The sequence below is a fragment of the Paramicrobacterium chengjingii genome, from assembly GCF_011751765.2.
GTDB lineage: Bacteria > Actinomycetota > Actinomycetes > Actinomycetales > Microbacteriaceae > Paramicrobacterium > Paramicrobacterium chengjingii.
Genome location: NZ_CP061169.1, coordinates 1,919,521 through 1,942,560 on the forward strand (window position 1 = coordinate 1,919,521; position 23,040 = coordinate 1,942,560).

The following is a 23,040-nucleotide window of genomic DNA, read 5'->3' on the forward strand; positions in this document are numbered from 1 at the left end:
TATAGATCCGTCGCTGGCGCAGGACCGCGACGCACACATTCAGCACGCCTAGACGCGAGACTGACCAATACTTCGTTGCTATTCCGGGGTATACAAGAACTCTTGTGCATATTGGATCGCACACTTAGCGTTGAGACCATGGAGCAGATTGAAACAATCACCGCCATTCACCACCCCGTGCGACGGCGCATATTCGAGTATCTGTACCTGCACGGAGCGTCGCAGGTCGGCACTCTTGCGCGCGCACTCGAACAGCAGGTGGGCAGCATCAGTCATCATCTTCGAATGCTCGAACGTGCAGACATCGTCGAACGCACAGACGCCCCTGATGGAGATAAGCGCGCCAGCTGGTGGGCCGCAAAGCGGGTCAGCTTTACGTGGTCACTCGACGACTTCGCTGATTCGCCTGCCGACGCACTGCTCGCCCGCGAGGCGGAGCGAGCGAACATCGCAACGCAACTTCGACGTCTTCAGGAGTGGAAGAAGTCCGGATCGCGATTTCCCGACTGGGACGGGTTCAGTACAGACACTCTCACGTGGGCGACTCCAGACGAACTCGCTGGTTTGTCAGCTGCGCTGGGTGCCACTCTCGACGCGTGGAAACAGAGCATCAATACAGAAGATGGGCAGCAGCGTCGCCCTGTCTTTGTCTTCGCGCACGGCTTCCCCACGCAACTCTAATCTGTCTATCAAGTTCAACCCGAGGAAAACTATGGTCACAACCGAACCGCGCCTTTTGCGCGAACCTCCACCATTCCGCCACGACCGAGCGGTCCACACGTGGATCGGCATCAAAGCACTGTCCGACGCAGGCGACGCCATCTGGACCATCGCTCTCGCCTGGACCGCCGTTCAGATCACCAACCCCGCTCTTGCCGGCGTCATCGTCGCGGCGGGCACAGTGCCGAGAGCCGTCATCCTCCTGTTCGGCGGAGTCCTTGCCGACCGCGCAAATGCGCGTCACGTCATGGTCGTGTTCAACAGCATCCGCATCGCCGTGCTCGTCGGTGTCGCACTGTGGGTTCTCGCATCTCCCCCGACGGTCGCTGTGCTGCTGATCGCCGCCATCGGTTTCGGCATCTGCGATGCATTCTATGAGCCCTCGGCCGGTACAATCGCCCGCCAGCTCGTGCGCACGGAAGACCTCCCGACGTATTCAGCAGTGATGCAGACAGCCACTCGTCTCGGCACAATGGGCGGAGCCGCGATCGGAGGCTTCCTTGTGGCGCATGCCGGCATGGCGGGAAGCTCGACGGCAAATGCTGTCACGTTCGCTCTCGTCGTCGCGTTCATCGCCATCTGGCTCCGACCACGATTCGCACTCCCCCGCGATAACAAAGAATCGCCGCTCCGAGGCATCCTCAAGGGTTTCACTCATTTGCGGGATGCGCCAACGACACGCACCCTCGTCATCGCACTCTCCGGCCTGAACCTCGCCGTCGGCCCAGCACTGGGCATCGGGCTCGCCCTGAGGGCGACCGAACAAGGCTGGGGTGCGCAGTCTGTCGGGATCTTCGAAGCACTTGTCGGCGCGGGTGCGGCCATTGGGGCAATTTCCGTCGCCAAGTGGCGTCCGCGACGTGAGGCGAACGCCGGATTCTGGGCCCTCGTCGTGCAAGGTGCCGCGATCGTCTGTCTGGGTATCGGCCCGGTGTGGCTGGTCGGAGCCGGAACGTTCGTGATCGGACTGTCCGCTGGATACGCCTCTGTTCTTCTGAGCTCAACCTTCGCAGCGACCGTCGATACGTCGTTCCTCGGCCGGATGAGTGCGATCACGCGACTCGGAGATGACTGCTTGATGCCCCTGGCAATGGCCGCATTCGGTGCGATCGCTTCAGTCACCGAGCTGTGGGTGCCATTCACGCTCTACGGTGCCGGCTTGGCTGCACTGATGATTTTCCCTCTGCGCAACCAAGTTCTGCGAACAATGTCACTGCGGCCTGCGAACAAACCCGAGTAGGTACTGCCCGTTCACACGGGAGCAGGTTCTCTCTCGCAATTCCACGGGCCTGCTACCGGATGGACCGCACGTTCAGACGACCCTGTTAGCGTCGCCCAAGCAACGACGAGGAGATTTGAATGCATCGAAAGCTGTTGGCAGGACTGGGCGCGGCCGTAGTGCTGCTCGGCATGGTGGGGTGCAGTACCTCTGGGATCGAGGGCCCGAAACCCACAGGTAGTCAGCAACAAGGGTCGCAACCCGACGTTTCTGGCGTTCCCGACGTTGTGGCTGAGGTGAATGGCGTAGAGCTCACAAAGGACGAATTCGTTGAGCTTTACGAAGGTCAATATCAGCAGATGCAGCAGCAGTCGCAGACGACCGGCGAGGAAGTCGATCAAGATGCCTTGCGGAAGCAGACGGCTGAGGCGATGGTTGACACAGAACTTCTCATTCAAGAGTCCGATTCCCGCGACATCACGGCGTCACAGAAAGAACTCGACGCTGCTCTCGAGAAACTCGCGACTGCGAATCAGATGAAGACAGCGGACGAGGCGCTCGCCGCGCTCAAGGAACAGGGACTCGACGAAAAGGCAGTTTACTCACAGCTGAAGACGCAGGTGCGTTTGGACAAGCTCATCGCTCAGGAAACAGGCGACATCGAGCCCACAGATGAAGAGCTGCAGAAGCTCTACGATCAAGCCGTCGCCCAGCAGAAGCAGTCCGGGCAGGGCACGGAGCTCCCCTCCTTCGAAGATGCCAAGCCTCAGCTTGTTGAGCAGGCGAAATCGCAGAAACAATCCCAGGCCTATGAGGCGCTGGTGAAGAAGCTCCGCGAAGGCGCCGACGTCAAGGTGAACCTCTAAATATTCGAGCGGGCGCACAGTAACCCGAACGCTACCCCGCCGCCTCACCGAGCAGCTGCAACCCGCATAACAGCGGTAGAGAACCTGCGGCGCTTCACCCAACGCGCCACGGTGATCGCCAACCTCGGAGCAGTTTAGCCGTCCTCAACCTGGCAACCGGCGAGAGTGCTCCCCACACGCCGCACGTACGCCGCCGGCTCTCTGATACTCGCTCTATATCGATGTTCCATTTGAGCGGTGACATACTGTAACGTTGCTACACATGGAGTCGGGTAGGGGTCGCTTGATCGAGGCGGCGCGTGTGTTGCTCGCGGAGCAGCCGGGGCGTGTTCCGAGCACTCGTGAGTTGTGCGAGGCGGCGGGCGTCGGTGCTCCAACCCTGTATCACCACTTCGGCGACAAGGATGGCCTCTTACAAGCCGTGACCGAGCAGGCATTCGCTGACTACCTGGAGCGCAAGCGCGCGGTCCCTCGCACCGGCGATCTTCTCGCCGACTTCGCGGCAGGCTGGAACATGCATGTCGGGTTCGGGGTGGCGAACCCCGCCCTGTACGAACTCATGTACTCCCGCGCAGACCGCCAGCAGTTCCGCGCTGCACAGACGGCTGAAGCGGAGCTGCGCCGAGGTCTCGAACGGCTCGCAGACGCGGGCCTGCTCAGGATTGGCGTAGACGACGCGACGGCGCTCACAACGGCGATGGCAATCGGCTGCGTCACTCGGCTGATCCATGACGGCGGATCAGCCGACGGACCGCTTGCCGAGACCATGCGCGCGGCACTGATGCTCCAGCTGACGGGGCAGAGGCAGCAGCTCGATCCAATCGACGACGCGGCAGCGCAGCTGCTGGCCCGGCTCGGCTCGGCTCCTGGATTGTTCACCGCGGCGGAGGAAGCGTTGCTGCGCCAGTGGCTCCGCACCCTCACCGAAAACGCCACACCGCAACAAGACGAAGCAGAACACGGAGCGAACAGATGACCGGACCCCATACCGAAGACACATTCACGCCCACCCATCTGCTGGGAGGGACCGATCGGGTCTCCCGCCTTGGATACGGCGCAATGCAGCTGGCGGGCCGAGGTGTCATCGGCCTGCCCGACGATGTGCTCGGCGCGATCGACGTGCTCCAATCCGCGGCGGAGCAAGGAGTCCAGTTCTTCGACACTGCCAATGCCTATGGGCCGCGCACGGTCAACCAGCTCATCGGACGGGCACTCAGCCCTCTCCCAGCCGATGTGGTGATCGGGAACAAGGTCGGCGCTTGGCGCGGTCCCGCTGGTGAATGGTTGACGGACAGCCGTCCGGGAACCGTGCGCAGCCAGGTCGAGGACGCCTTACTCGACCTGCGTGCCGAGACGAGCGTGCTCACCTATCTGCGCCTATGGGGCGATAGCCAGGCGCCGGGGAACTCTCCCAGTGAGGACGTGCCCATCGAAGATTCGCTCGGTGCCCTCATCGAGCTGCGCAATGAGGGGAAGATCCGCCACATCGGTCTCTCCGGCGCCTCGCCCGACATGCTGGCGCGTGCACAGCGCCTCACACCGATCGCAGCGGTGCAGAACCGGTTCAACCTGATCGATCGCAGCGGCGTCGAAGTACTCGCGGCGTGCGGGCGCGACAGCATCGCATTCGTCCCCTACTTCCCTCTCGCGACCGGCACACTCGGTGACCTTCCGGCGCTCACGCGACCGGCCCAGCGTCTCGGCGTCTCGGTCTCGGCGGTCGCCCTGGGCTGGCTGCTTCGCCGATCGCCCGTGATCATCCCGATCCCGGGCACCAAATCCCGGGGACACCTGGCGGACAACCTCCGCGCGATCGAGGTCGCTCCAGCCCTCACCGATGAGGAGGTCGCCGTGCTGACTGACGTCGAGGATGAGGAATCCGCATCCCTGGACACCATGTCGACTCAGATGATCGACGCGCTAACCCGCCGCCGACAGGCGTCCGCATAACCACCGCATGACCGAGCAGTCGGTCGTCCGCACAGCCATGTGCTCGGTACTCGTGGCATCGTCATCAGTGAGGACGGAGCCGCGACACGTACGTGGATTAGCGCAAACGCTCGTTGCAGAGCACGTCAACGCCTTCCTCGCTCGATCCGCCAAGTACAGCGGGCCAACCCGGCGCTAGACGTCGAGGTCCCTGAGACAAGGAGCCTGGAGTGACGATCGGGCGCTCTGGTCCCCTTTATCCAACGGCGGCGATCCCCGAGCCTCCTCGGAGGCCCTGACACGCACTGGCTTCTCGGAGAGGGATCACTGGGGGACCAATAAAACCCCGTCGCCGAACATGACGAAGCCCCGACGAGAATCTCTTCTCATCAGGGCTTTTCCGTCGGGCTGACAGGATTTGAACCTGCGACCCCTTGACCCCCAGTCAAGTGCGCTACCAAGCTGCGCCACAGCCCGATGCCCCGGCGAGGCCAGAACAACTCGTCCAGTCTACCGTGTCACAAACACTGCTTGTGACCATGGCAGTGTCTTGTCGGGATCAATCCTGGTCGAACGGCCGCCCGGCAGCATCCACAGGCCATTTCTCCCCCGCGTCGATCACAACAGGCAGTACGTTGTCGCCCGGCGGCAGCGGACAATTCCAGGCGGGGCTGAAGGCGCAGGGAAGCAAGCGCGCCCGATTGAGATCGATAAAGGCAACATCTCCCACCTTTACCGCGCCGGGGCCGTCAAGTGGCAAGTCCAGCACCCGGCCGGAACCGTAGGACGACACGCCGTTGGTCTGGTCGCGGAACGGGATCGTCAATGTTCCCTCGTGCTCCGTCGCCTGAAGAATGTAATACCGCTCTTCGATCGTGAGCACAATCTCGGCGACGACGGGCACCTCGATGGGCTCGGGATCACGGTAGTGCGAAATCGCGACAGTGCGCCCTACTGACGGCTGCTTGATGCGTGCCGGCACCACCCACCGAGCGTCGTAGGTAAAGGAATCAATGTGGTCGAAGCGTTGCCTGCGTTCGGACGCCGCATTCCAGATCTGCAGCGCGAACCGTGTGCCGTCGTAGCTGAACACGACACCGATGCTTCCGTCGGCGAATGTCGCTTCAGTGGGACCGTCAACAGCGAGCCAGTAGAGCGCCGCATGGCCGTCGACGAGTTCGCCATTGATTCGAATTCCGTCGGAAGCCTCTGCTGTCACGCCGAGACCGCGGCCGCCCTCGAGCGGTGCCCAGCGACCTGGTGCGGGAGGTACTTCCGTGTCTGCTGCCGTCACGTGAGCGCCCCATACGAAACCCAAGGGGCTGCGGGCATCCGCCATCTGCTCGTCACGCTCGCGGCGCCATGCGCTCCATTCGCCACGGAACCTTTCGAGATCCGTCATCGATCGGCCACCGCGTCCATGCGCCCTAACAGCCATGCCGCTCCGTGCACGCGCCCCCCAAGCTCTTCGGCACGAGCGGCCAGCTCTCGGTCGCTCGTGATCACCGTCACATCACTTTCTACCTGGCCGGCGATCAGCGCGGCCACCTGCTCCACGATCTCATTGTCCCCCTCGCCCGGGGCGTTCACCACGCGGACGTGGGCAGAATTTTCTACACCCTTCGCCTGTCCTTCGAGGACCATGATGATCTCAGGACACCACCGCAAATCAGCCACCTGCTCGTCGGCGATTCCCGTGTTGCTCAGTGCCTCGAGCCTGTCGCGCAGGCGCGTCGCGGCGGCACGGCGATCGCGCCAACAACCGTCGGGGCGTGACCCGACCACGTTTGCCGCATCAACGACAAGTTGGGGAGAACGGCCGAGCAGCGGGCGCAGCTGCGGCCACGATGCTTCAAACCCGGGGTGCAGAGGCGCCGAGGCGACACTGTCGATAGGTACCCATTCCAACGCGATGCTCTCGTGATCGTTCATCACGGCTTCAAAAGGCGCGCTTACTTCGGCAACGACTGTCGTGTAGCTCCAATAGCCGACGGTAAACGTCGAGGTCACGCGCGGAACAAGGTGATCCGCAGGGACGCCCGCCTCTTCGTGCGCTTCTCGGAGGGCACCATCGATAGCGCTCTCCCCCGCGTGCAGAGCCCCTCCGGGAAGACCCCAGGTCCCGCCTTGGTCGCTCCACTCAGCGCGGTGCTGCAGAAGAACCCCACGTCTGCGGTCCCAGGCGATCAGCCCCGCCGCTCCATAGCGCCCCCAGAATCTGCCCCGATCCCCGTCGACCCAGGCATCACCGGAGTCACGCGGGCCGAGCGGGCGCCGCGGTTCGCCGGGAACCGGAGGGATAATTCGTGCCACCCTCCAAGACTCTCACGACTCAGCCGTGAGCCGTCATCGTTTACGCCGTTCACGAACCCGCATGTTGACGACGATCGGGCTGCCCTCGAACCCGTAAATCTCTCGCAGGCGACGCTGAATGAAGCGGCGGTAACCCGGGTCGAGGAAACCAGTGGTGAAAAGCACGAATGTCGGAGGTCGCGACGAAGCCTGCGTGCCGAAGAGCACTCGAGGCTGCTTGCCACCGCGAAGCGGGTGCGGGTGCTCGGCAACAAGTTCGGCGAGAAATGCATTGAATTTGCCCGTTGCAATTCGGGTATCCCATGACTCAAGCGCCAGTTCGAGAGCCGGAACGAGCTTTTCGAGGTGCCGCCCGGTCTGTGCGGAAATGTTGACGCGAGGCGCCCACGACACGTGCCCAAGATCTTGTTCTATCTCGCGCTCGAGGAACCATCGACGCTCGTCGTCGAGCAGATCCCACTTGTTGAATGCGAGCACAAGGGCTCGGCCTGACTGCAGCACGAGATCCACGATGCGAACGTCCTGCTCCGAGATGGGTTCGCTCACGTCGATGACAACGACGCCCACCTCGGCCTTCTCTAGCGCAGCGCTTGTGCGCAGGGAGGCGTAAAAGTCGGCGCCCTGCTGCATGTGCACGCGACGGCGGATGCCGGCAGTGTCGACGAATCTCCAGACCTTACCGGCGATTTCGACCTGCTCGTCGACGGGGTCACGTGTTGTTCCGGCGATGTCATTGACGACGACACGCTCTTCACCCGCTGCCTTGTTGAGCAGGCTCGACTTGCCGACGTTCGGTCGACCAACGATGGCCACGCGCCGTGGCCCGCCAACCTCACGCTTGGCCACAGCAGAAACCTCGGGAAGCTTGTCGAGAACCAGATCGAGAAGATCAGCGACGCCTCGGCCGTGCAGGGCAGAGACAGGGCGCGGCTCGCCGAGGCCAAGCGACCACAAGTCTGCGATGTTCGGCTCCTGTCGCACATCATCCACCTTGTTAGCTACGAGGTAGACGGGCTTCTTCACCTTGCGGAGCAGGCGGACAACGTGCTCGTCAGTGCTCGTGGCACCCACGTTCGCGTCGACAACGAACATCACGGCGTCGGCGAGGTCCATAGCTACCTCTGCCTGAGCCGCAACGGAGGCGTCGATGCCTTTGGCATCGGGCTCCCACCCACCGGTGTCGACAAGCGTAAAATGCCGGCCATTCCATTCCGCGCGGTAGGAGACGCGGTCTCGGGTCACACCTGGCGTGTCTTCGACAACCGCCTCACGGCGCCCGATGATGCGATTGACGAGCGCAGATTTGCCGACGTTCGGTCGTCCGACAATCGCCACGACGGGCAGGGTTGGAAGGTAGCGAATGGCCTCAGGACCCTCCGCTGCCGTTTCGAGCATCTCGAAATCGGCTTCATCCAGGTCGTAGTCGTCGAGCCCGCGCCTGAGCGTGTCGGCACGCTGCTCGACCAGGTCGTCGTCGAGCGACTCCAGGTTCTCGGCGAGGTTATCGTCATCGCCGAACTGGTCGTCGTCGGGCGTGTGGTCAGCCATGTGTCGTCCTTGCGGTTTGCTGTCTGATCACGTCGAGCACTGCATCGACGGTCTGATCGAAGTTGAGGGTTGTCGAGTCGACGGTTACAACGCCTTCGGCCGCTGTCATAAAGTCGACGACGCGCGAGTCCGCGGCGTCGCGCTTGCGAAGCTGATCCGCGACCTCTGTCGCGTTCTCGGTCGTCAGCTCTGCCGAGCGCCTCGCCATTCTAACCTCTTCGGATGCTGTGAGAAGAATGCGAACTGGAGCATCCGGCGCGACAACCGTAGTGATGTCGCGCCCTTCGACGATGATGCCGTCCCGCGGAGCCGAACGCATGATGCTGCGGAACAGCGCATTCACATGCTCGCGAATCTCGGGCACGCGGGCGACTCCGCTGACGGCACTCGACACTCGCGGCTCTCGAATCGCCTCTGTGATGTCGGTCTCGCCAACCGTCACGAAATACTCGTCCGGGTCGACGCCGATGTCATAGTCCCAGTCGGGAAGGGCTTCGACGATGGCATCGCTGTCTGCCGGCGACATGCCGCGCTCGAGCACCCACCAGGCGAGCGCGCGATACGCAGCGCCCGTGTCAAGGTAGTTGTAGCGCAATCGACGCGCCGCTTGCTTGGAAATGCTCGATTTTCCGGATCCGGCCGGCCCGTCGATCGCAACAAAGATCTCTGCCATTTTCACACGCTCGCAATCCGCCAGCCGCGCGCTTCGAGATCGTCGATCGTGCGCTGCTTGACTTCGGGGAGAACACTGATTTCTGCCAAGCCCACAGCCGTTCCCGGTGAATGCTCGAGGCGGAGGTCCTCCATATTGACGTTGATCTCACCCAGTTCGGTGAGGAGCCTTCCCAGCTGGCCCGGAGTGTCATCGACCATCACAACGATCTGCGCAAAACGACGATCCTGCCCGTGCTTGCCTGGCAGTCGGGCGACGCCGACGTTGCCCGCGGCGATGGCGTCAGCGATGTGGCGCCGCGCGCCAACGGCATCCGGATTATCGAGCGCGGTGATGATGGAGTCGAGATCTGAGCGCAACGCCGTGAGCACCTCGGCGACGGGCTCGCTGTTTGCTCCCAGAATCTGAACCCACAGCTCCGGCGTGCTCGAGGCAATGCGCACCGTATCGCGCAAGCCTTGCCCTGTGAGCCGAAGCGCGGCATCCGGAGCATCAACAAGCCGGGCCGCGAGGAGACTTGCCACAAGTTGAGGGACGTGAGAGACAAGGCCGACGGCATCATCGTGTTGATCTGGCGTCATCTCGATCGGCGTCGCGCCGACGTCAAGTGCCAGGTCCTCAATAATTGCGAGCGCGTGCCGCGGTGTCCACTGATCACGGCAGATCACCCAGGGACGGCCGACGAAGAGGTCAGCGCGGGCAGAAATCGCTCCGCCGCGCTCACGGCCTGCCATGGGGTGAGAACCGATGTACAGCGACAGGTCGAGCCCTCGAGCCTTTAGATCCAGGTACGGTGCCGTCTTTACGCTCGCCACGTCGGTGACGACGGCACGCGGGTAGCGCGTGAGCTCGTTCGCCACCACATCGGCAACGACGTCGGGGGGAACGGCCACAACGATGAGATCGGGATCATCATCAGGTGCGGCTGCGCGACCCGCACCGTAGTCAATCGCCAGGCGCAATTGCGAGGGCGAGGCGTCGGCGAGAGCAACGTCGAGCCCATTCGCTGTGAGCGCGAGCCCAATGCTTGCACCGAGCAGACCGGTGCCTACGACACGCACCGTGACGTCAAGCCGTGAGCCGCTCGGTGACGGCTGTGCATGCGGATGTGTCGGTGAGGTCACCGTGACTCTTCTTTCGTATCGGGCGCGGTTCGCGGCGATGTCGCCGTTGTGCCCGCGTCGTATTCCTTCGACGCGATCTCTCCGGTCACATGAGCATTGCGCGCGATGGTCAGGATGCCGCCCAGCTCGTCCTTCGACAGCTCACGCATTTCGCCAGAGCGAAGAGTTCCCAGATGCAGAGGGCCGAAGCTGCGTCGCACAAGATCGACTACCGGATGCCCGACCGCTGCCATCATGCGGCGCACAATGCGGTTGCGGCCCGAGTGGATCGTGAGTTCAACGAGCGTTGACGTCGAACCGTGAGCGTCGAGCACACGGACCGCATCAACGGAGATCGGGCCGTCGTCGAGCGTAATCCCGGATTTCAGAGCCGTGAGTGTTCGCGGTTCGACAGCGCCTCGAACCTTTGCAACGTAGGTTTTGGCGACCCCGAAAGACGGGTGTGCGAGAACGTGAGCGATTTCACCGTCATTGGTGAGAATGAGCAGCCCGGATGTCTCAACGTCGAGACGACCGACGTTGAACAGACGCTCTTCCATGTGCGCGGTGAAACGCGACAGATCGGGCCGCCCCTGTTCGTCGCGCATCGAACTGACAATGCCACGCGGCTTGTTCAGCATGATGTACCGCTTCGTTGTGTCGAGCTGAACGGCGCTGCCATTCACCGCCACTCTGTCCACGTGTGGGTTGATGCGCGTGCCGGGCACTGTGACGACGGCACCGTTGACACTGACGCGTCCCTCAGCGATGTACTGCTCGCATACCCGACGCGACGCCACCCCGGCCGCGGCCAGCACCTTCTGCAAGCGCACACCCGTCGGCGGCGCTGATGAATTATCGGACATCGTCGTCGAATCCCTCCGATCCGTCGGCGAGCAACGGGGATATCGGTGGCAGCTCGTCGAGCGAGTTGATGCCGAGCTGCTGCAGCAGCAGATCGGTCGTGCCATAGTTGATCGCACCTGTCTCGCTGTCTGTGAACAGTTCTGTGACCAGTCCGCGGCCGAGCAGAGTTCGCACAACGGAGTCGACGTTGACAGCACGAATCGATGCGATCGCACCGCGTGAAATCGGCTGCTTATACGCGATCACGGCGAGCGTTTCCAACGCAGCCTGTGAGAGCTTGCTCGGGTTCTGCTCCGATACATACGCGGCGACCACATCGTCGTAGTCCTCGCGCACGTACATGCGCCAGCCGCCGCCGACTTCTCGCAGCTCAAAGCCGCGTCGCACTCCCCCGTCTTCTCCATCGTAGTCAGCAACAAGGCGCTCAATCGTCTCAGAAACGTGCATCACCGGAGTGCCGAGCGCTGTCGCGATGCCCATAACGCTCTGGGGCTCATCTGCGACCATCAGGAGCGCTTCGACGGCGCGATCAAGGTCGATATCGGCACTGATCGCCGCAGCGGTCACCGTTGCGTCTGCAGCATCCGTCATGTCGGTTCTTTCACTTTCTCCCTGCTCAACCGTCATAGTCAGCTCCCAGATGCGCGAGATTTTCTTCTGACCATTGCTCGCTCGTCCACCGGAGTGTGAGCTCTCCCAACGGTTCCACCTGTTCGAACGATAGCGCGGCGTGCCGATAGAGTTCGAGCACGGCGATGAAACGCGCAACGATAACGCCCTTCTCGCCTGCGCCGGCGATCAGCTGTCGAAATGTTACCGGTTCTCCCACACGAAGTATTCCCACAACATAGGCTGCCTGCTCTCGAATGCTGATGAGCGGCGCGTGCAAATGATCGAGGCCGACCACCGGTATCTCTTTTGGCGTGAACGCCAGCGTCGCCAACGCTGCGAAGTCATCGAGTGTGAGCGTCCACACGAGTTCGGGAGTGCGCGTACGGTACTTCTGCTCAAGCCGCACAGTTCGCGGGTGCCGCACAGACTCGCCGTCGAATTTATCGGAGAACCAGGTGGATGCCTCTTTGAAGGCCCGGTATTGCAGAAGGCGTGCAAAAAGCAAGTCGCGGGCCTCGAGCAGAGCAACGTCTTCGGCGTCGACGAGTTCTCCCTGCGGGAGCAATCCGGCGATCTTCAAGTCGAGAAGTGTCGCAGCCACGACGAGAAACTGTGACGCCTGATCGAGCTCCTTCTCCGTCTCGACGTCACGCAGGTAGGCGATGAACTCGTCGGTGACGCGTGAGAGCGACACCTCGGTGATGTCGAGCTCGTGCTTGGCAATCAGCGACAGCAGCAGGTCGAACGGCCCCTCGAAATTGCTCAGCGCAACACGAAAACCGCCCGGCTCGACCCCCGCCTCGGCGTCGTCGTTTCGCTCAGGAGTCGGCGAGGCCGTGTCACGCGACGGCGCCACGTGCAACCAGCTCCCTCGCGAGCTGACGATAGGCCTTCGCCGCGTTGTGCTCGGGAGCGAACTCGGTGATCGGCATTCCAGCGACCGACGCGTCGGGGAATTTCACTGTTCGCCCGATCACTGTCTCGAGAACGTCGTCACCGAATGCCTCGACCACGCGATCGAGAACCTCGCGGGAATGAAGCGTGCGCGAATCGAACATGGTGGCGAGGATGCCGTCGAGCTGCAGCGCCGGATTCAAGCGATCTTTCACCTTCTCGATCGTCTCGATGAGCAGGGCAACGCCGCGCAGAGCGAAGAACTCGCACTCAAGTGGGATCAGCACGCCGTGTGCAGCAGTGAGCGCGTTGACAGTCAAAAGTCCCAGCGACGGCTGGCAGTCAATGAGCACGACATCGTAGTCGTTCGCTACGCTGCGAAGAACGCGGGCGAGAATCTGCTCGCGAGCTACCTCGCCGACAAGGTGCACTTCGGCCGCAGACAAGTCGATGTTCGCCGGAATCACATCGAGCCCGTCAACGTGCGTGGGCTTAATCGCGTCGTGCGGATCGATCTTGCCTGACAGCAGCAGGTCGTACACCGTCAGATCATCGTGCGTCGTGACGCCGAGGCCGGCAGAGAGCGCTCCCTGCGGATCGAAGTCGACGCACAGCACCTTGCGCCCGTACGCCGACAGCGCAGCGCCGACGCTGATGGTCGTCGTGGTCTTGCCCACGCCGCCCTTCTGATTGCACAGAGCGATGACGCGCGCCGGGCCGTGCCCCTTGAGCGGTGCCGGCTCTGAAAACTCGCTGCGAGGGCGACCCGTGGGACCGAGCTCCGTGTGCGATGCGTCTGCCGCGGCCGCGGTGTTGTCTATGGTGGCCACTGCGTGCCTCATTCCCCGTATCTCGTACTGTGGTCGTGCTCGATTGTACCGGCGACAGTTCCGTTCGCCGCGCAGGCGTGCGGACGCTACGAATCTGCGCGGGCGCGAGGGTGCGACTGCGTGTACATGTCTCGCAGGGTGTCGGCGGTCACCAGCGTATAGATTTGGGTTGTCGCCACCGAGGAGTGCCCCAGCAGCTCCTGCACCACACGCACGTCGGCTCCCCCTTGCAAGAGGTGCGTTGCGAAAGAATGTCGGAGCGTGTGGGGAGAGACGTGCTCAGCGAGGCCGGCGCGGTCGGCAGCGGCCTTGATGATCAGCCAGGCATTCTGGCGTGACACCCGCTGGCCGCGCAATCCGAGAAAAAGTGCGGGCGTCGCTGCTCCCCGCGCGGAAAGCGCCGGGCGCACGCGCACGAGATACTCGTCGAGCGCCGTGCGCGCGTAGCTCCCGATCGGCACGATGCGCTGCTTGTCGCCTTTTCCCGTCAGCCGTACGATATCGGTGTCGACCACGTCGTCAACGTTGAGCGAGCACACTTCTGACACACGTGCGCCCGTCGCGTAGAGCAGCTCGAGTAGTGCGCGGTCCCTGATGGCCTGCGGCGCATCACCGGATGCTGTCGCCAGCAGAGCCTCGACCTGTGCGATCGATATCGCCTTCGGTAGTCTGTCCTGCTGCTTGGGAGGCTTGACCTCTTTCGCCACATCGATGGCGACAACACCTTCTTCGAGCAGAAAACGGTGAAGGCTTCGCACAGAAGACAGCGAACGCGCAATCGACGTCGGCGACAATTTCTTCTCGCCGCTTTGCGAGAGGCTGCGCAGAAAGGCCGTGACGTGTGCACCGGTGACGTCGGTGAAGGCGTCGACGCCATTCTCGTCGAGCCACTCACGGTAGCGCGAGAGATCGCGCGTGTACGCCCACACGGTATTCTCGGCCAGGCCGCGTTCGATCCGCACGTGTCTCAGAAACGTGTCGATCGAACGCTCGAGGATCATTCCGCGATGCCTCGTTGACGAAGCCGCGGCCAGTCGGAGTCGGCTGCTCCGAGCCCCGTCCAGTCGCGCTGTCGGGCGATGAACGCAGAGAGCACACCGGTGACGAGCGACGGATTCTGCACGGCGCGTGCGCGAACAGCATCCGTGATCTCGTCAAGATTCACCCAGCGCTTCTCGATGTCAGCCTCTTCGTCCTCGCGGTCGAACCGTTCGGGTAGAGCGCTGATGCCGCGGGCGAGGTAGATGCGGATTGCCTCGTCACTCGACCCAGGCGACGTGTAAAACTCCGAGAGCACAGCCCACTCGTTTGCTTCAACGTCGGCTTCCTCCGCGAGCTCCCGCTTCGCAGCGTCGAGGGGGTGCTCCGCATTGATATCGAGGAGCCCCGCCGGGATCTCCCAGAGCCGCGCCCGAACAGGGTGCCGGTACTGGTTGATCAGCAGCACGCGGTCGTGCTCGTCGAGAGCGAGAATCGCGACGGCGCCGGTGTGATCCATATACTCGCGCGTTATCGACGCGTTGTTCAGCCGAAAGGTGTCTCGCCTGATATCCCAGACATGCCCGTGGAACGCAACGTCGCTCGACTCGAGCTCGGCCGGGGTGATCTCGTCGTGAAGCGGACGCATTGTGCTCGTCACGCGCTCTGCGTCACTTCGTCGTCGAACAGCAGGCTCGCCTTGTGCCGGTCGAGCGCTGCCGCAACGAGTCCGGCGAAGAGCGGATGGGCGTCTGTGGGCCGTGAACGCAGCTCGGGGTGTGCCTGCGTGGCAACATAGAACGGGTGAACTGCGCGCGGAAGCTCCACGTACTCGACAAGGCCGCCATCGGGTGACGTGCCCGAGAACACGAGCCCTGCCTCCGAAATGCGGTCCCGATATGCATTGTTCACCTCATAACGGTGACGGTGGCGCTCAGACACCTCGTCGGCGCCATAGAGCTCGTTCACGATCGAACCGTCCGCAAGCACCGCGGGGTACATTCCGAGGCGCATGGTGCCGCCCAGGTCGCCCTCGGCAATGATGTCGACCTGTTCCGCCATCGTCGCGATAACCGGATGTTGCGTCTGCGCGTCGAATTCTGTAGAACTCGCGCCCGCGAGCCCTGCTTCGCTGCGCGCATACTCGATCACCATGCACTGAAGCCCGAGACAGAGTCCAAGGGTCGGGATGCCGTTGGTTCGCGCATAGGTGAGAGCGCCGAGCTTTCCCTCGATGCCGCGAATACCAAACCCGCCAGGAACGCAGATGCCGTCAACTCCGGCAAGGGCCTTAGCCGCGCCTTCCGGCGTCTCACATTCATCTGACGGAATCCACGTGAGCGTCACGTGAGTCTTATGGGCGAACCCACCGGCCTTGATGGCCTCCGTCACCGACAGGTACGCGTCGGGAAGATCGATGTACTTGCCCACAATGCCGATCGTGACTTCGTCTTTCGGCTCGTGCACGGCGTCGAGCACCGTGTTCCACCGCGTCCAGTCGACGTCGCCGGCGCTCAGGCCGAGGGCGTTCATGATGTAGGCGTCGAGCCCTTGGTCGTGCAGAGTCGAGGGAATTTCGTAGATCGACGGCACATCAACGGTGTTCACCACGGCGCGCTCATCGACGTCGCACATGAGGGCGATCTTGCGCTTGTTGCTCTCGGTAACGGGCCGGTCGCTGCGCAGCACGAGTGCGTCGGGCTGAATGCCGATGGAGCGCAGAGCCGCGACAGAATGCTGAGTCGGCTTCGTCTTCTGCTCTCCCGAGGCGCCCATGAACGGAACGAGCGATACGTGAACAAAGAACACGCTGTCGCGGCCGAGCTCATGACGAACCTGACGAGCTGCTTCGATGAAGGGCTGCGACTCGATATCGCCGATCGTGCCGCCCACCTCGGTGATGATGACGTCTGGCTTCGGAGTCTCCGTCGCCTGCAGGCGCATCCGTCGTTTGATCTCGTCTGTGATGTGCGGAATCACCTGAACGGTGTCGCCGAGATACTCTCCGCGGCGTTCCTTCTGGATCACCGTGGAATAGACCTGCCCGGTGGTCACGTTCGCGGCCTGAGTCAGGTTGATATCGAGAAACCGCTCGTAGTGCCCGATGTCGAGGTCGGTCTCGGCACCATCATCGGTGACGAACACCTCGCCGTGCTGAAACGGGTTCATCGTTCCCGGATCGACGTTGAGGTACGGATCAAGCTTCTGCATCACAACGCGAAGACCACGCGCGGTGAGAAGGTTGCCGAGGCTTGCTGCCGTCAGGCCCTTGCCCAAAGAAGAAACGACACCGCCAGTCACAAATATGTGCTTGGTTGTGTCGTGAGAGTTACCCGTTTCAGAAATGTTCGCCACGGGCTTTTATCCTATCACCTTCGATTCGGGCCGAGCGAGCTCCAACAGCTCTTCAGCGTGGGCGCGTCCAGAATCACTGTCGGCGAGCCCAGATAGAAGCCGAGTCATCTCTGCAGTGCGAGCGTCGCCTTCCAGCCGCGTAACGCTCGACGCCGTCACCAATCCGTCGCTTTCTTTGACAACAGTGAGATGGTTCGACGCGAATGCCGCAACCTGAGCCAAATGGGTGACGACAATCACCTGGGCGTGTCGCGCAAGCAGAGCGAGTCGACGGCCAATCTCGATTGCAGCTGCCCCGCCGACACCGGCATCCACCTCGTCGAACACATACGTTGGAACAGGATCGGATGCCGAGATGACAACCTCGATCGCAAGCATCACACGTGAAAGCTCACCCCCCGATGCGCCCTTCGACAATGCACGGGGTTCGGCCCCTTTATGTGGGCGAAGCAGGAATGCAACAGTGTCGCGTCCCGACAGCGTGTACTCGCTCTTTTCCGTCACCTCGATGACGACAGTGGCGTCCGGCATCGCCAGGGCCGAGAGCTCGTCGCTGATCGCGGCCCCGAGCCGGGTTGCAGTGACTCGGCGAACGTTGGTGAGTGCGGATGCTGCCGCGTCGAGCTCCTGTGCGTCGACGTCAACCTGCTCTGTCAACGCATCGATGCGCTCGGAGTCGCCGTCGATCTCGAGCAGTCGCGTACTTCCACGATCGAGTGTCGCGATGACATCGTCGAGCGTCGGCCCGTGCTTGCGCATGAGCGCCGTGAGCAGCGCCCTGCGCTCGTTGATCGCCTCAAGCTCGTGGCTGTCGTCTGCGTCGAGCGATGCGAGGTAGCTCGAGAGCTCGCCCGCTGTCTCAGACGCCATAAAACTGAGATTCTGCAGTTGCTCCGCTATCGGCTGCAACGTCTCGTCGACATCGACGACCCGTTCGAGAGACCGGCGCGCACTCTCAATGAGCGCAAGAACGTCGTCTCCGTCGGCTAGCTCCGTCGACACAGACTCCCTGGCACCGGCCGCGGCGAGCCGGAGTTCCTCGAGGTTGGTGAGCCGTTCGGCCGTCGAAGCGAGGTGCTCGTCTTCTCCGGGTTGCGGAGCCGCTTGCTCGATCTCGTCCATTGCTGCGCGCAGGCTTTCGGCTTCGGACTCTCGCGCCGTTTTGTCGCGCGTGAGCGAGTCGAGCTCTTCGGAGTGTGATTGCCACGTGTCAAACGCCGCCCGGTATCGGGTGAGCGCGTCGTCAAGATCGGCACCGGCGGCGCGATCGAGCGCATCACGCTGTGCGGACTGCGAGCGGAGGCGAATCTGATCCGATTGCCCGTGCACGGCAACGAGGTGGCTGCTGAGCTCCGACAGTACACCGACGGGAGCGCTGCGACCTCCGACCTGGGCCCGGCTGCGGCCTTCCGCGGTCACCGTTCGACCAAGCGTCAACTCGGCGTCTCCGTTCGATCCGAAGGGATCGACGTCGCCGCCCGCTTCGCCCACGCGTTCTGAGACGGCACCGGACTCGGGAACCACCCAGCGACCGTCGACTCTCGCGTTCGATGCGCCGGAGCGAACTGTCGCGGCGTCGGCACGGCCACCGAGCAAAAGGCCAAGGGCGGTGACCACCATCGTCTTTCCCGCCCCCGTCTCACCGGTGATCGCTGTGAAGCCGGGGCCGAGCGGAAGCGTTGCCCCGGCAATGACTCCGAGGTCGGAGATCTCGATCTCTTCGATCATGCAGCTGGTCCCCTCCAACCGCTCACCGGAAGATGGAACTTCCGCACGAGCCTGTCGGTAAACGGGCTGTCATGAAGACGCGCGAGCTTTACTGGTGTGTCGGAACGCTCAACATTGACACGAGAGCCCGGCTCGAGTTCGAATGTGCGCCGTCCGTCGCACCAGAGCACCCCGATGCCGTCGCTTCGACCGAGTACGTCAATCGCCAGCGTCGAGTCGGGGGCGATCACGATCGGCTTTGCGAACAGCGCGTGTGCACTCAACGGCACGAGGGTGATCGCTTCGACCGTCGGCCAGATGATCGGGCCCCCCGCCGAGAAGTTATACGCTGTCGATCCGGTTGGCGTCGAGATCACTGCGCCGTCGGCACCGAACGACACGAGCGGACGCTGATCAACCTGAACGACGAGTTCCAGCATCCGTTCACGACTCGCCTTTTCGACGGTTGCCTCGTTGAGCGCCCATGTCGCGTAGACAATTTCGCCTCCGATGGTGACGGAGACGTCGAGCGTCATGCGCTCCTCAACCGCGTAGTCTCGCTCGACAACACGCTGCACCGCGTTTGCCAAGTCGTCGCGCTCGAGTTCCGCAAGAAAACCGACGTGCCCCAGATTGACTCCGAGCATCGGCACAGCGTGGTCGCGTACGAGTTCGGCAGCTCGCAGGATGGTGCCGTCACCGCCAAGCACCATCACCAGTTCAAGATCGTCGACGTGCTCGCTATCGAGTGTATCGACGCCCTCGATATCGGCACCGGCACGCATCAGCTGCTCGCGCTCTTCCTCAACCAGCACGGGACGAATGCCAGATTCCCTGAGTTGCCGGATGACGTTCGCCGCCGCCTCTATGGAGTCACTCCGTCCCGTGTGCGAAACGACCAGAATCGACCGCAGCGTAGTCATTCGGCACCTCCCGCAAGTTGTTCTGCCCGCAGCATCCATTCTGTCGGATTCGAGCCGTGCTGTGCGTGCATGTGGACAAGGTATTCGGCGTTTCCATGAGTTCCGACAATGGGTGAGCGTTCAAGACCCACGACCCCGAGGCCGCAATCCCACGCTGACCAAAGCACGGACTGCACAGCGTCAATGCGGCGGCCCGCGTCTTTCACAATGCCTTCCCGCACTCCGGATCGGCCCACCTCGAATTGAGGTTTGATCAGCAAGACCACCTCGGCATCGTCGTTAATCACCTGCCGCAGCGGAGCAAAGACGTACCGCAGAGAGATGAAGGAGAGATCACCGACCACGATGCTCGGAATGCCCGAGGTATTGGCATGCTCAGCGAGTGCATCCCGACTGAGATCACGCACGTTGAAGCCCTCGATCATGCGAACGCGGGAATCGTCGCGGAGTGATTCGGCGAGCTGGTCATGGCCGACATCGAGGGCGATCACCTCGCGCGCGCCGCGCTCCAGAAGCACCTGAGTGAAGCCGCCGGTTGATGCCCCGATATCGAGTGCAAGCCTCCCCGCAACCGCGCAGTCGAAGAGGTCGAGAGCAGCGTTCAGCTTGTGCGCTCCCCTGCTCACATAGTGATCTGCTCCAGAGACATCAATGCGTGCACGTTCGCCCACCTGCGTCGACGGTTTCACAATTGGTCGATCATCGACCGAAACGTTACCCGAGGAAATCAGTTCGACGGCTGCGGCCCGGGAGCGCGCGAGCCCACGCGCGACGAGAGCGGCATCCAGGCGGCGAGCCGTCACCGTGGAGAACTCTCGTTGTCGCTTCCCTCGAGCACCCGATTCAATTCATCATGCAGACGACCGTAGGCAGCGGCGCGCTCGGCCAAGGGACGCTCCTCGATCAGCGACAGTCTCGACACGAGTGCGTCCGGGTCGATCGAGCCCTGCTCTTCGTCGTTCGTCACATCCTTAGCGTACAAGCTGGCCGACGCTGGGCCGGGCAGGCACGCTATGAGTAGAGCCTTTCCGGAACGTTGAAGCCGAAGATCTGACGGCCGCTTGCCCAGATCACCGCGCTGGCAGCACGCAGCCTGTTGAGCGCGGAATCCCCGTCGCGCACGACGTCAATCTGTGTGTCGTCAACCACTCGCACAACGGCGTCTCCGACGTGTGCCTGCGTGTTGTCACGCGAGAGGACTGTCACGGGATATGGCTCGAATAGCTCGCGCAGATCAGACACGACGAAATCAGGGCGCGAGCCCTCTGGTGCTGCAAGAACGTGCTTCGCCTGGTCGACGCCCGTCAGAACAAGCAGGGAGGAGATACCGGCCCGGTTCGCACCGAGGATGTCAGTGTCGAGGCGATCGCCGATGACAAGCGGATGCTGGGCTTCGAAGCGGAGCCTGGCCTCTTCGAAAATCGGCACCTCCGGTTTGCCCGCCACCTCGGCGAGGCGTCCGACCGCGGTGTGCACGGCAGAGACAAGCGTGCCGTTGCCCGGGGCGATTCCACGATCGCGTGGGATCGTCCAGTCGGTATTCGTCGCAATCCAGGGCAGGTCATTTGCGTCGCGGCCATCTTGTAGGGCATATGCGGCCTCGGCGAGCTGGGCCCAGTCCACGTCGGGAGCAAACCCTTGTACCACGGCATCCGGCCCGTCTTCTGCGCTTCTGGTCACCCGATAGCCGGCCTTCGTCAGCTCATCGATCAGTCCTTCTCCCCCAACAACAAGCACGAGCGCGCCGTCAGCAACCTTCGTGCGCAGAAGACGAACGGCGGCCTGCGGGCTGGTGATCACGTCACGAGGAGTCGTCTCAAGCCCATACCCGCGCAGCTGCTCAGCCACAACAGCATCGGTGCGCGCAGCATTGTTGGTGATATACCCCACACGGATGCTCTCGGCCACCCGTGTGAGGCTCTCGACGGCATGCGGAATTGCCTTGTGCCCCGCGTAGACCACTCCATCGAGGTCGGCAAGCACCGCGTCGATTCCATCAAGCGGCATCACTGTCTTAGTCGTGCGACGGCGCAGCACCATCAACGGCCTCCTGGTCATCGTGAGTGTGTTCCTCGGAAACATCATCATCGCGCGGGGCATCCTGGCTGCCCTCGTCGGCGGTGTCGCCGATCTCGAGAGGCTGCTCCTGCTCATGCTCCTCTTCAACGACCATGATCGTCTCGTTTTCGTCGACCCGATCCGCCTCGTCGAGTGCCGCGGCGGCAACTTCTGCGCGTGACCGCCAGACCTCCGCCTCGTCATGCCGCTCAAGCTCTTCGAGAACCTCGGCATAGGCATCGAAGAGGCCAGGGCTCCAACTGAAGGCAACGGTCGGGTCAAGTTGAGGGATCTGCAATTCGCTCAGCGCGAGCGCAGTCTGACCAAGGTCGAGTCGGGCACCCGACATCGCAATTGCGAGGGTTGCCTGCACGCCTGGGCTCAGTTTCGACCTGTCAACCGAGCGCCCGAGCTCAAGTGCGCGTTCCGGTCGGCCCACGCCGCGCTCGCTGTCGACCATGAGCGGAAGCTGCTCGTCAGAGCCGCTGATTCGGCGGTATGTGCGCAGCTCTCTGAGCGCGAGTGCAAAATCACCCGTGCGATAAGCGGTAACCGCGAGTGTCTCTCTCACCACAGCAATGCGACCGGCACGGCGAGAGGCACTCACGGCGTGCCGATGCGCAAGCTCGGGGTCATCGTCGATGAGATGCGCAACCATTGCCAAGTGTCGAGCCACGCCCTCTGCGTTCTCCTTCGACAGCGTCTTGAGCTCGTTGCGTGCGGATCTGTGCAGATCCTGTTCCGTGATCTCGTCGGGAATGTCCGGATCATCGTGCCTCGAGCGCACCGACCGAAGCTCGCGTTGCCGAATCTGCTCTTCAGTGAGCTCCTCTTCGTATGCTGGCGCGCTTCGGTCGCCGCGCGCGGGTTTGCCATCCCGTGTCCAGAGCTGTTTGCTCCCTGAACCACCACGGTCGGGACGGCCTCCACGCTCCGGACGACCTCCACGACGATCACCCTCGCGTGGAGGCCGACGATCACCGTCTCGCTTCCCGAACCTGCGGTCACCATCACGCGGCGGGCGGCGGTCTTCGCCGTCTCGAGGTGTGTACTTTCGGTCGCCGTCTCGAGGCGAACGATTGTCATTGTCACGCTGCGGACGTCGAGTGTCGTCACGCGGCGAGAATGTACGTCCCCCGTTACGTGGCTGACGGCCGTCGTTGTCGCGAGGCGGTCGACGATCGCCGGCATCTCGCGGCGTGTACTTTCGGTTTCCGTCACGAGCCGGACGACGATCACCGTCGCGTTGTGGTCGACGATCACCATCGCGCGGCGGGCGACGGTCTCCGCCGTCTCGAGGTGTGTACTTTCGGTTTCCGTTACGTGGAGCACGGCGATCATTGTCACGCGAGCCTCGTGAAACTCCGCGATCGGCGTCAGTGTGCCGATCACGCGCATCCTTGCCCCGACGTGACTCTGAAGAGCGCTCTGAGTCGTCGCTGTCG

24 protein-coding genes and 1 tRNA gene are annotated in these 23,040 nt (G+C 62.8%); 5 read left to right on the plus strand and 20 right to left on the minus strand.

Annotated features, from left to right (window positions below; genetic code table 11):
* Positions 1–138: 138 nt before the first annotated feature.
* The 5 genes from HCR76_RS09365 to HCR76_RS09385 all read left to right on the plus strand — a co-directional run bounded on the left by HCR76_RS09365 (position 139) and on the right by HCR76_RS09385 (position 4,755).
* A complete protein-coding gene (locus HCR76_RS09365) occupies positions 139–681 on the plus strand; it encodes a winged helix-turn-helix domain-containing protein (RefSeq protein ID WP_166993043.1) in 543 nt (180 codons plus the stop codon).
* Positions 682–712: 31 nt separating this feature from the next.
* Positions 713–1,960, plus strand: a complete 1,248-nt coding sequence (locus HCR76_RS09370; protein WP_166993040.1) for an MFS transporter — start codon at positions 713–715, stop codon at positions 1,958–1,960.
* A 119-nt stretch (positions 1,961–2,079) separates the two neighbouring features.
* Positions 2,080–2,805, plus strand: a complete 726-nt coding sequence (locus tag HCR76_RS09375) for a SurA N-terminal domain-containing protein (RefSeq protein WP_166993038.1) — start codon at positions 2,080–2,082, stop codon at positions 2,803–2,805.
* Between the two features lie 262 nt (positions 2,806–3,067).
* The gene (locus HCR76_RS09380) at positions 3,068–3,781 is read left to right on the plus strand and encodes a TetR/AcrR family transcriptional regulator (RefSeq protein ID WP_166993035.1); all 714 of its coding nucleotides are present in this window, start codon (positions 3,068–3,070) and stop codon (positions 3,779–3,781) included.
* Positions 3,778–4,755 carry an aldo/keto reductase gene (locus HCR76_RS09385; RefSeq protein WP_198248028.1) on the plus strand — a complete coding sequence of 326 codons (978 nt, stop codon included), beginning with the start codon at positions 3,778–3,780 and terminating at the stop codon, positions 4,753–4,755. Before HCR76_RS09380 ends, HCR76_RS09385 begins: the two co-directional genes overlap by 4 nt.
* A 382-nt stretch (positions 4,756–5,137) precedes the next feature.
* On the opposite strand, the gene HCR76_RS09390 is transcribed toward HCR76_RS09385, so the two are convergent.
* From HCR76_RS09390 to HCR76_RS09485, 20 genes are all read right to left on the minus strand, one after another.
* Positions 5,138–5,211, minus strand: a tRNA-Pro gene (locus HCR76_RS09390).
* A gap of 82 nt (positions 5,212–5,293) precedes the next feature.
* Complete coding sequence (locus tag HCR76_RS09395) at positions 5,294–6,136, minus strand: DUF1684 domain-containing protein (RefSeq protein WP_166993032.1); 843 nt, start codon at positions 6,134–6,136, stop codon at positions 5,294–5,296.
* Positions 6,133–7,047, minus strand: a complete 915-nt coding sequence (locus HCR76_RS09400; RefSeq protein ID WP_244971366.1) for an NUDIX domain-containing protein — start codon at positions 7,045–7,047, stop codon at positions 6,133–6,135. The genes HCR76_RS09395 and HCR76_RS09400 overlap by 4 nt, the downstream gene beginning before the upstream one ends.
* 33 nt (positions 7,048–7,080) lie before the next feature.
* Positions 7,081–8,595, minus strand: coding sequence for a ribosome biogenesis GTPase Der (gene der / locus HCR76_RS09405; protein WP_166993029.1), 1,515 nt, complete (start codon positions 8,593–8,595; stop codon positions 7,081–7,083).
* Positions 8,588–9,268 carry a (d)CMP kinase gene (gene cmk, locus HCR76_RS09410; RefSeq protein WP_166993026.1) on the minus strand — a complete coding sequence of 227 codons (681 nt, stop codon included), beginning with the start codon at positions 9,266–9,268 and terminating at the stop codon, positions 8,588–8,590. Before cmk ends, der begins: the two co-directional genes overlap by 8 nt.
* Before the next feature lie 2 nt (positions 9,269–9,270).
* Entirely contained in the window at positions 9,271–10,392 is a 1,122-nt protein-coding gene (locus tag HCR76_RS09415) for a prephenate dehydrogenase (RefSeq protein ID WP_166993023.1), read from the minus strand.
* The gene (locus tag HCR76_RS09420) at positions 10,389–11,237 is read right to left on the minus strand and encodes a pseudouridine synthase (protein WP_166993020.1); all 849 of its coding nucleotides are present in this window, start codon (positions 11,235–11,237) and stop codon (positions 10,389–10,391) included. The genes HCR76_RS09415 and HCR76_RS09420 overlap by 4 nt, the downstream gene beginning before the upstream one ends.
* Positions 11,227–11,865, minus strand: coding sequence for an SMC-Scp complex subunit ScpB (gene scpB, locus HCR76_RS09425; protein ID WP_166993017.1), 639 nt, complete (start codon positions 11,863–11,865; stop codon positions 11,227–11,229). Before scpB ends, HCR76_RS09420 begins: the two co-directional genes overlap by 11 nt.
* The gene (locus tag HCR76_RS09430) at positions 11,855–12,706 is read right to left on the minus strand and encodes a segregation and condensation protein A (protein ID WP_434063567.1); all 852 of its coding nucleotides are present in this window, start codon (positions 12,704–12,706) and stop codon (positions 11,855–11,857) included. The genes scpB and HCR76_RS09430 overlap by 11 nt, the downstream gene beginning before the upstream one ends.
* A complete protein-coding gene (locus HCR76_RS09435; RefSeq protein ID WP_235934104.1) occupies positions 12,690–13,574 on the minus strand; it encodes a ParA family protein in 885 nt (294 codons plus the stop codon). The genes HCR76_RS09430 and HCR76_RS09435 overlap by 17 nt, the downstream gene beginning before the upstream one ends.
* 86 nt (positions 13,575–13,660) lie before the next feature.
* On the minus strand, positions 13,661–14,575 hold the full coding sequence (gene xerD / locus HCR76_RS09440) for a site-specific tyrosine recombinase XerD (protein ID WP_166993010.1): 915 nt from the start codon (positions 14,573–14,575) through the stop codon (positions 13,661–13,663).
* Positions 14,572–15,201, minus strand: a complete 630-nt coding sequence (locus tag HCR76_RS09445) for an NUDIX domain-containing protein (RefSeq protein ID WP_166993186.1) — start codon at positions 15,199–15,201, stop codon at positions 14,572–14,574. The genes xerD and HCR76_RS09445 overlap by 4 nt, the downstream gene beginning before the upstream one ends.
* An 8-nt stretch (positions 15,202–15,209) precedes the next feature.
* A complete protein-coding gene (gene pyrG / locus HCR76_RS09450; RefSeq protein WP_198248029.1) occupies positions 15,210–16,907 on the minus strand; it encodes a CTP synthase in 1,698 nt (565 codons plus the stop codon).
* A 6-nt stretch (positions 16,908–16,913) separates the two neighbouring features.
* A complete protein-coding gene (gene recN, locus HCR76_RS09455) occupies positions 16,914–18,635 on the minus strand; it encodes a DNA repair protein RecN (RefSeq protein WP_166993008.1) in 1,722 nt (573 codons plus the stop codon).
* On the minus strand, positions 18,632–19,537 hold the full coding sequence (locus tag HCR76_RS09460; RefSeq protein ID WP_166993006.1) for an NAD kinase: 906 nt from the start codon (positions 19,535–19,537) through the stop codon (positions 18,632–18,634). The genes recN and HCR76_RS09460 overlap by 4 nt, the downstream gene beginning before the upstream one ends.
* Positions 19,534–20,340, minus strand: coding sequence for a TlyA family RNA methyltransferase (locus tag HCR76_RS09465; protein WP_166993003.1), 807 nt, complete (start codon positions 20,338–20,340; stop codon positions 19,534–19,536). The genes HCR76_RS09460 and HCR76_RS09465 overlap by 4 nt, the downstream gene beginning before the upstream one ends.
* Entirely contained in the window at positions 20,337–20,504 is a 168-nt protein-coding gene (locus HCR76_RS09470; RefSeq protein WP_166993000.1) for a hypothetical protein, read from the minus strand. The genes HCR76_RS09465 and HCR76_RS09470 overlap by 4 nt, the downstream gene beginning before the upstream one ends.
* Before the next feature lie 44 nt (positions 20,505–20,548).
* Positions 20,549–21,577: an HAD-IIA family hydrolase gene (locus HCR76_RS09475; protein WP_166993180.1), complete on the minus strand. Its 1,029-nt coding sequence runs from the start codon at positions 21,575–21,577 to the stop codon at positions 20,549–20,551.
* On the minus strand, positions 21,552–22,253 hold the full coding sequence (locus HCR76_RS09480) for a hypothetical protein (RefSeq protein WP_198248030.1): 702 nt from the start codon (positions 22,251–22,253) through the stop codon (positions 21,552–21,554). The genes HCR76_RS09475 and HCR76_RS09480 overlap by 26 nt, the downstream gene beginning before the upstream one ends.
* The gene (locus tag HCR76_RS09485) at positions 22,199–22,987 is read right to left on the minus strand and encodes a hypothetical protein (protein WP_198248031.1); all 789 of its coding nucleotides are present in this window, start codon (positions 22,985–22,987) and stop codon (positions 22,199–22,201) included. Before HCR76_RS09485 ends, HCR76_RS09480 begins: the two co-directional genes overlap by 55 nt.
* Between the last annotated feature and the right edge of the window lie 53 nt (positions 22,988–23,040).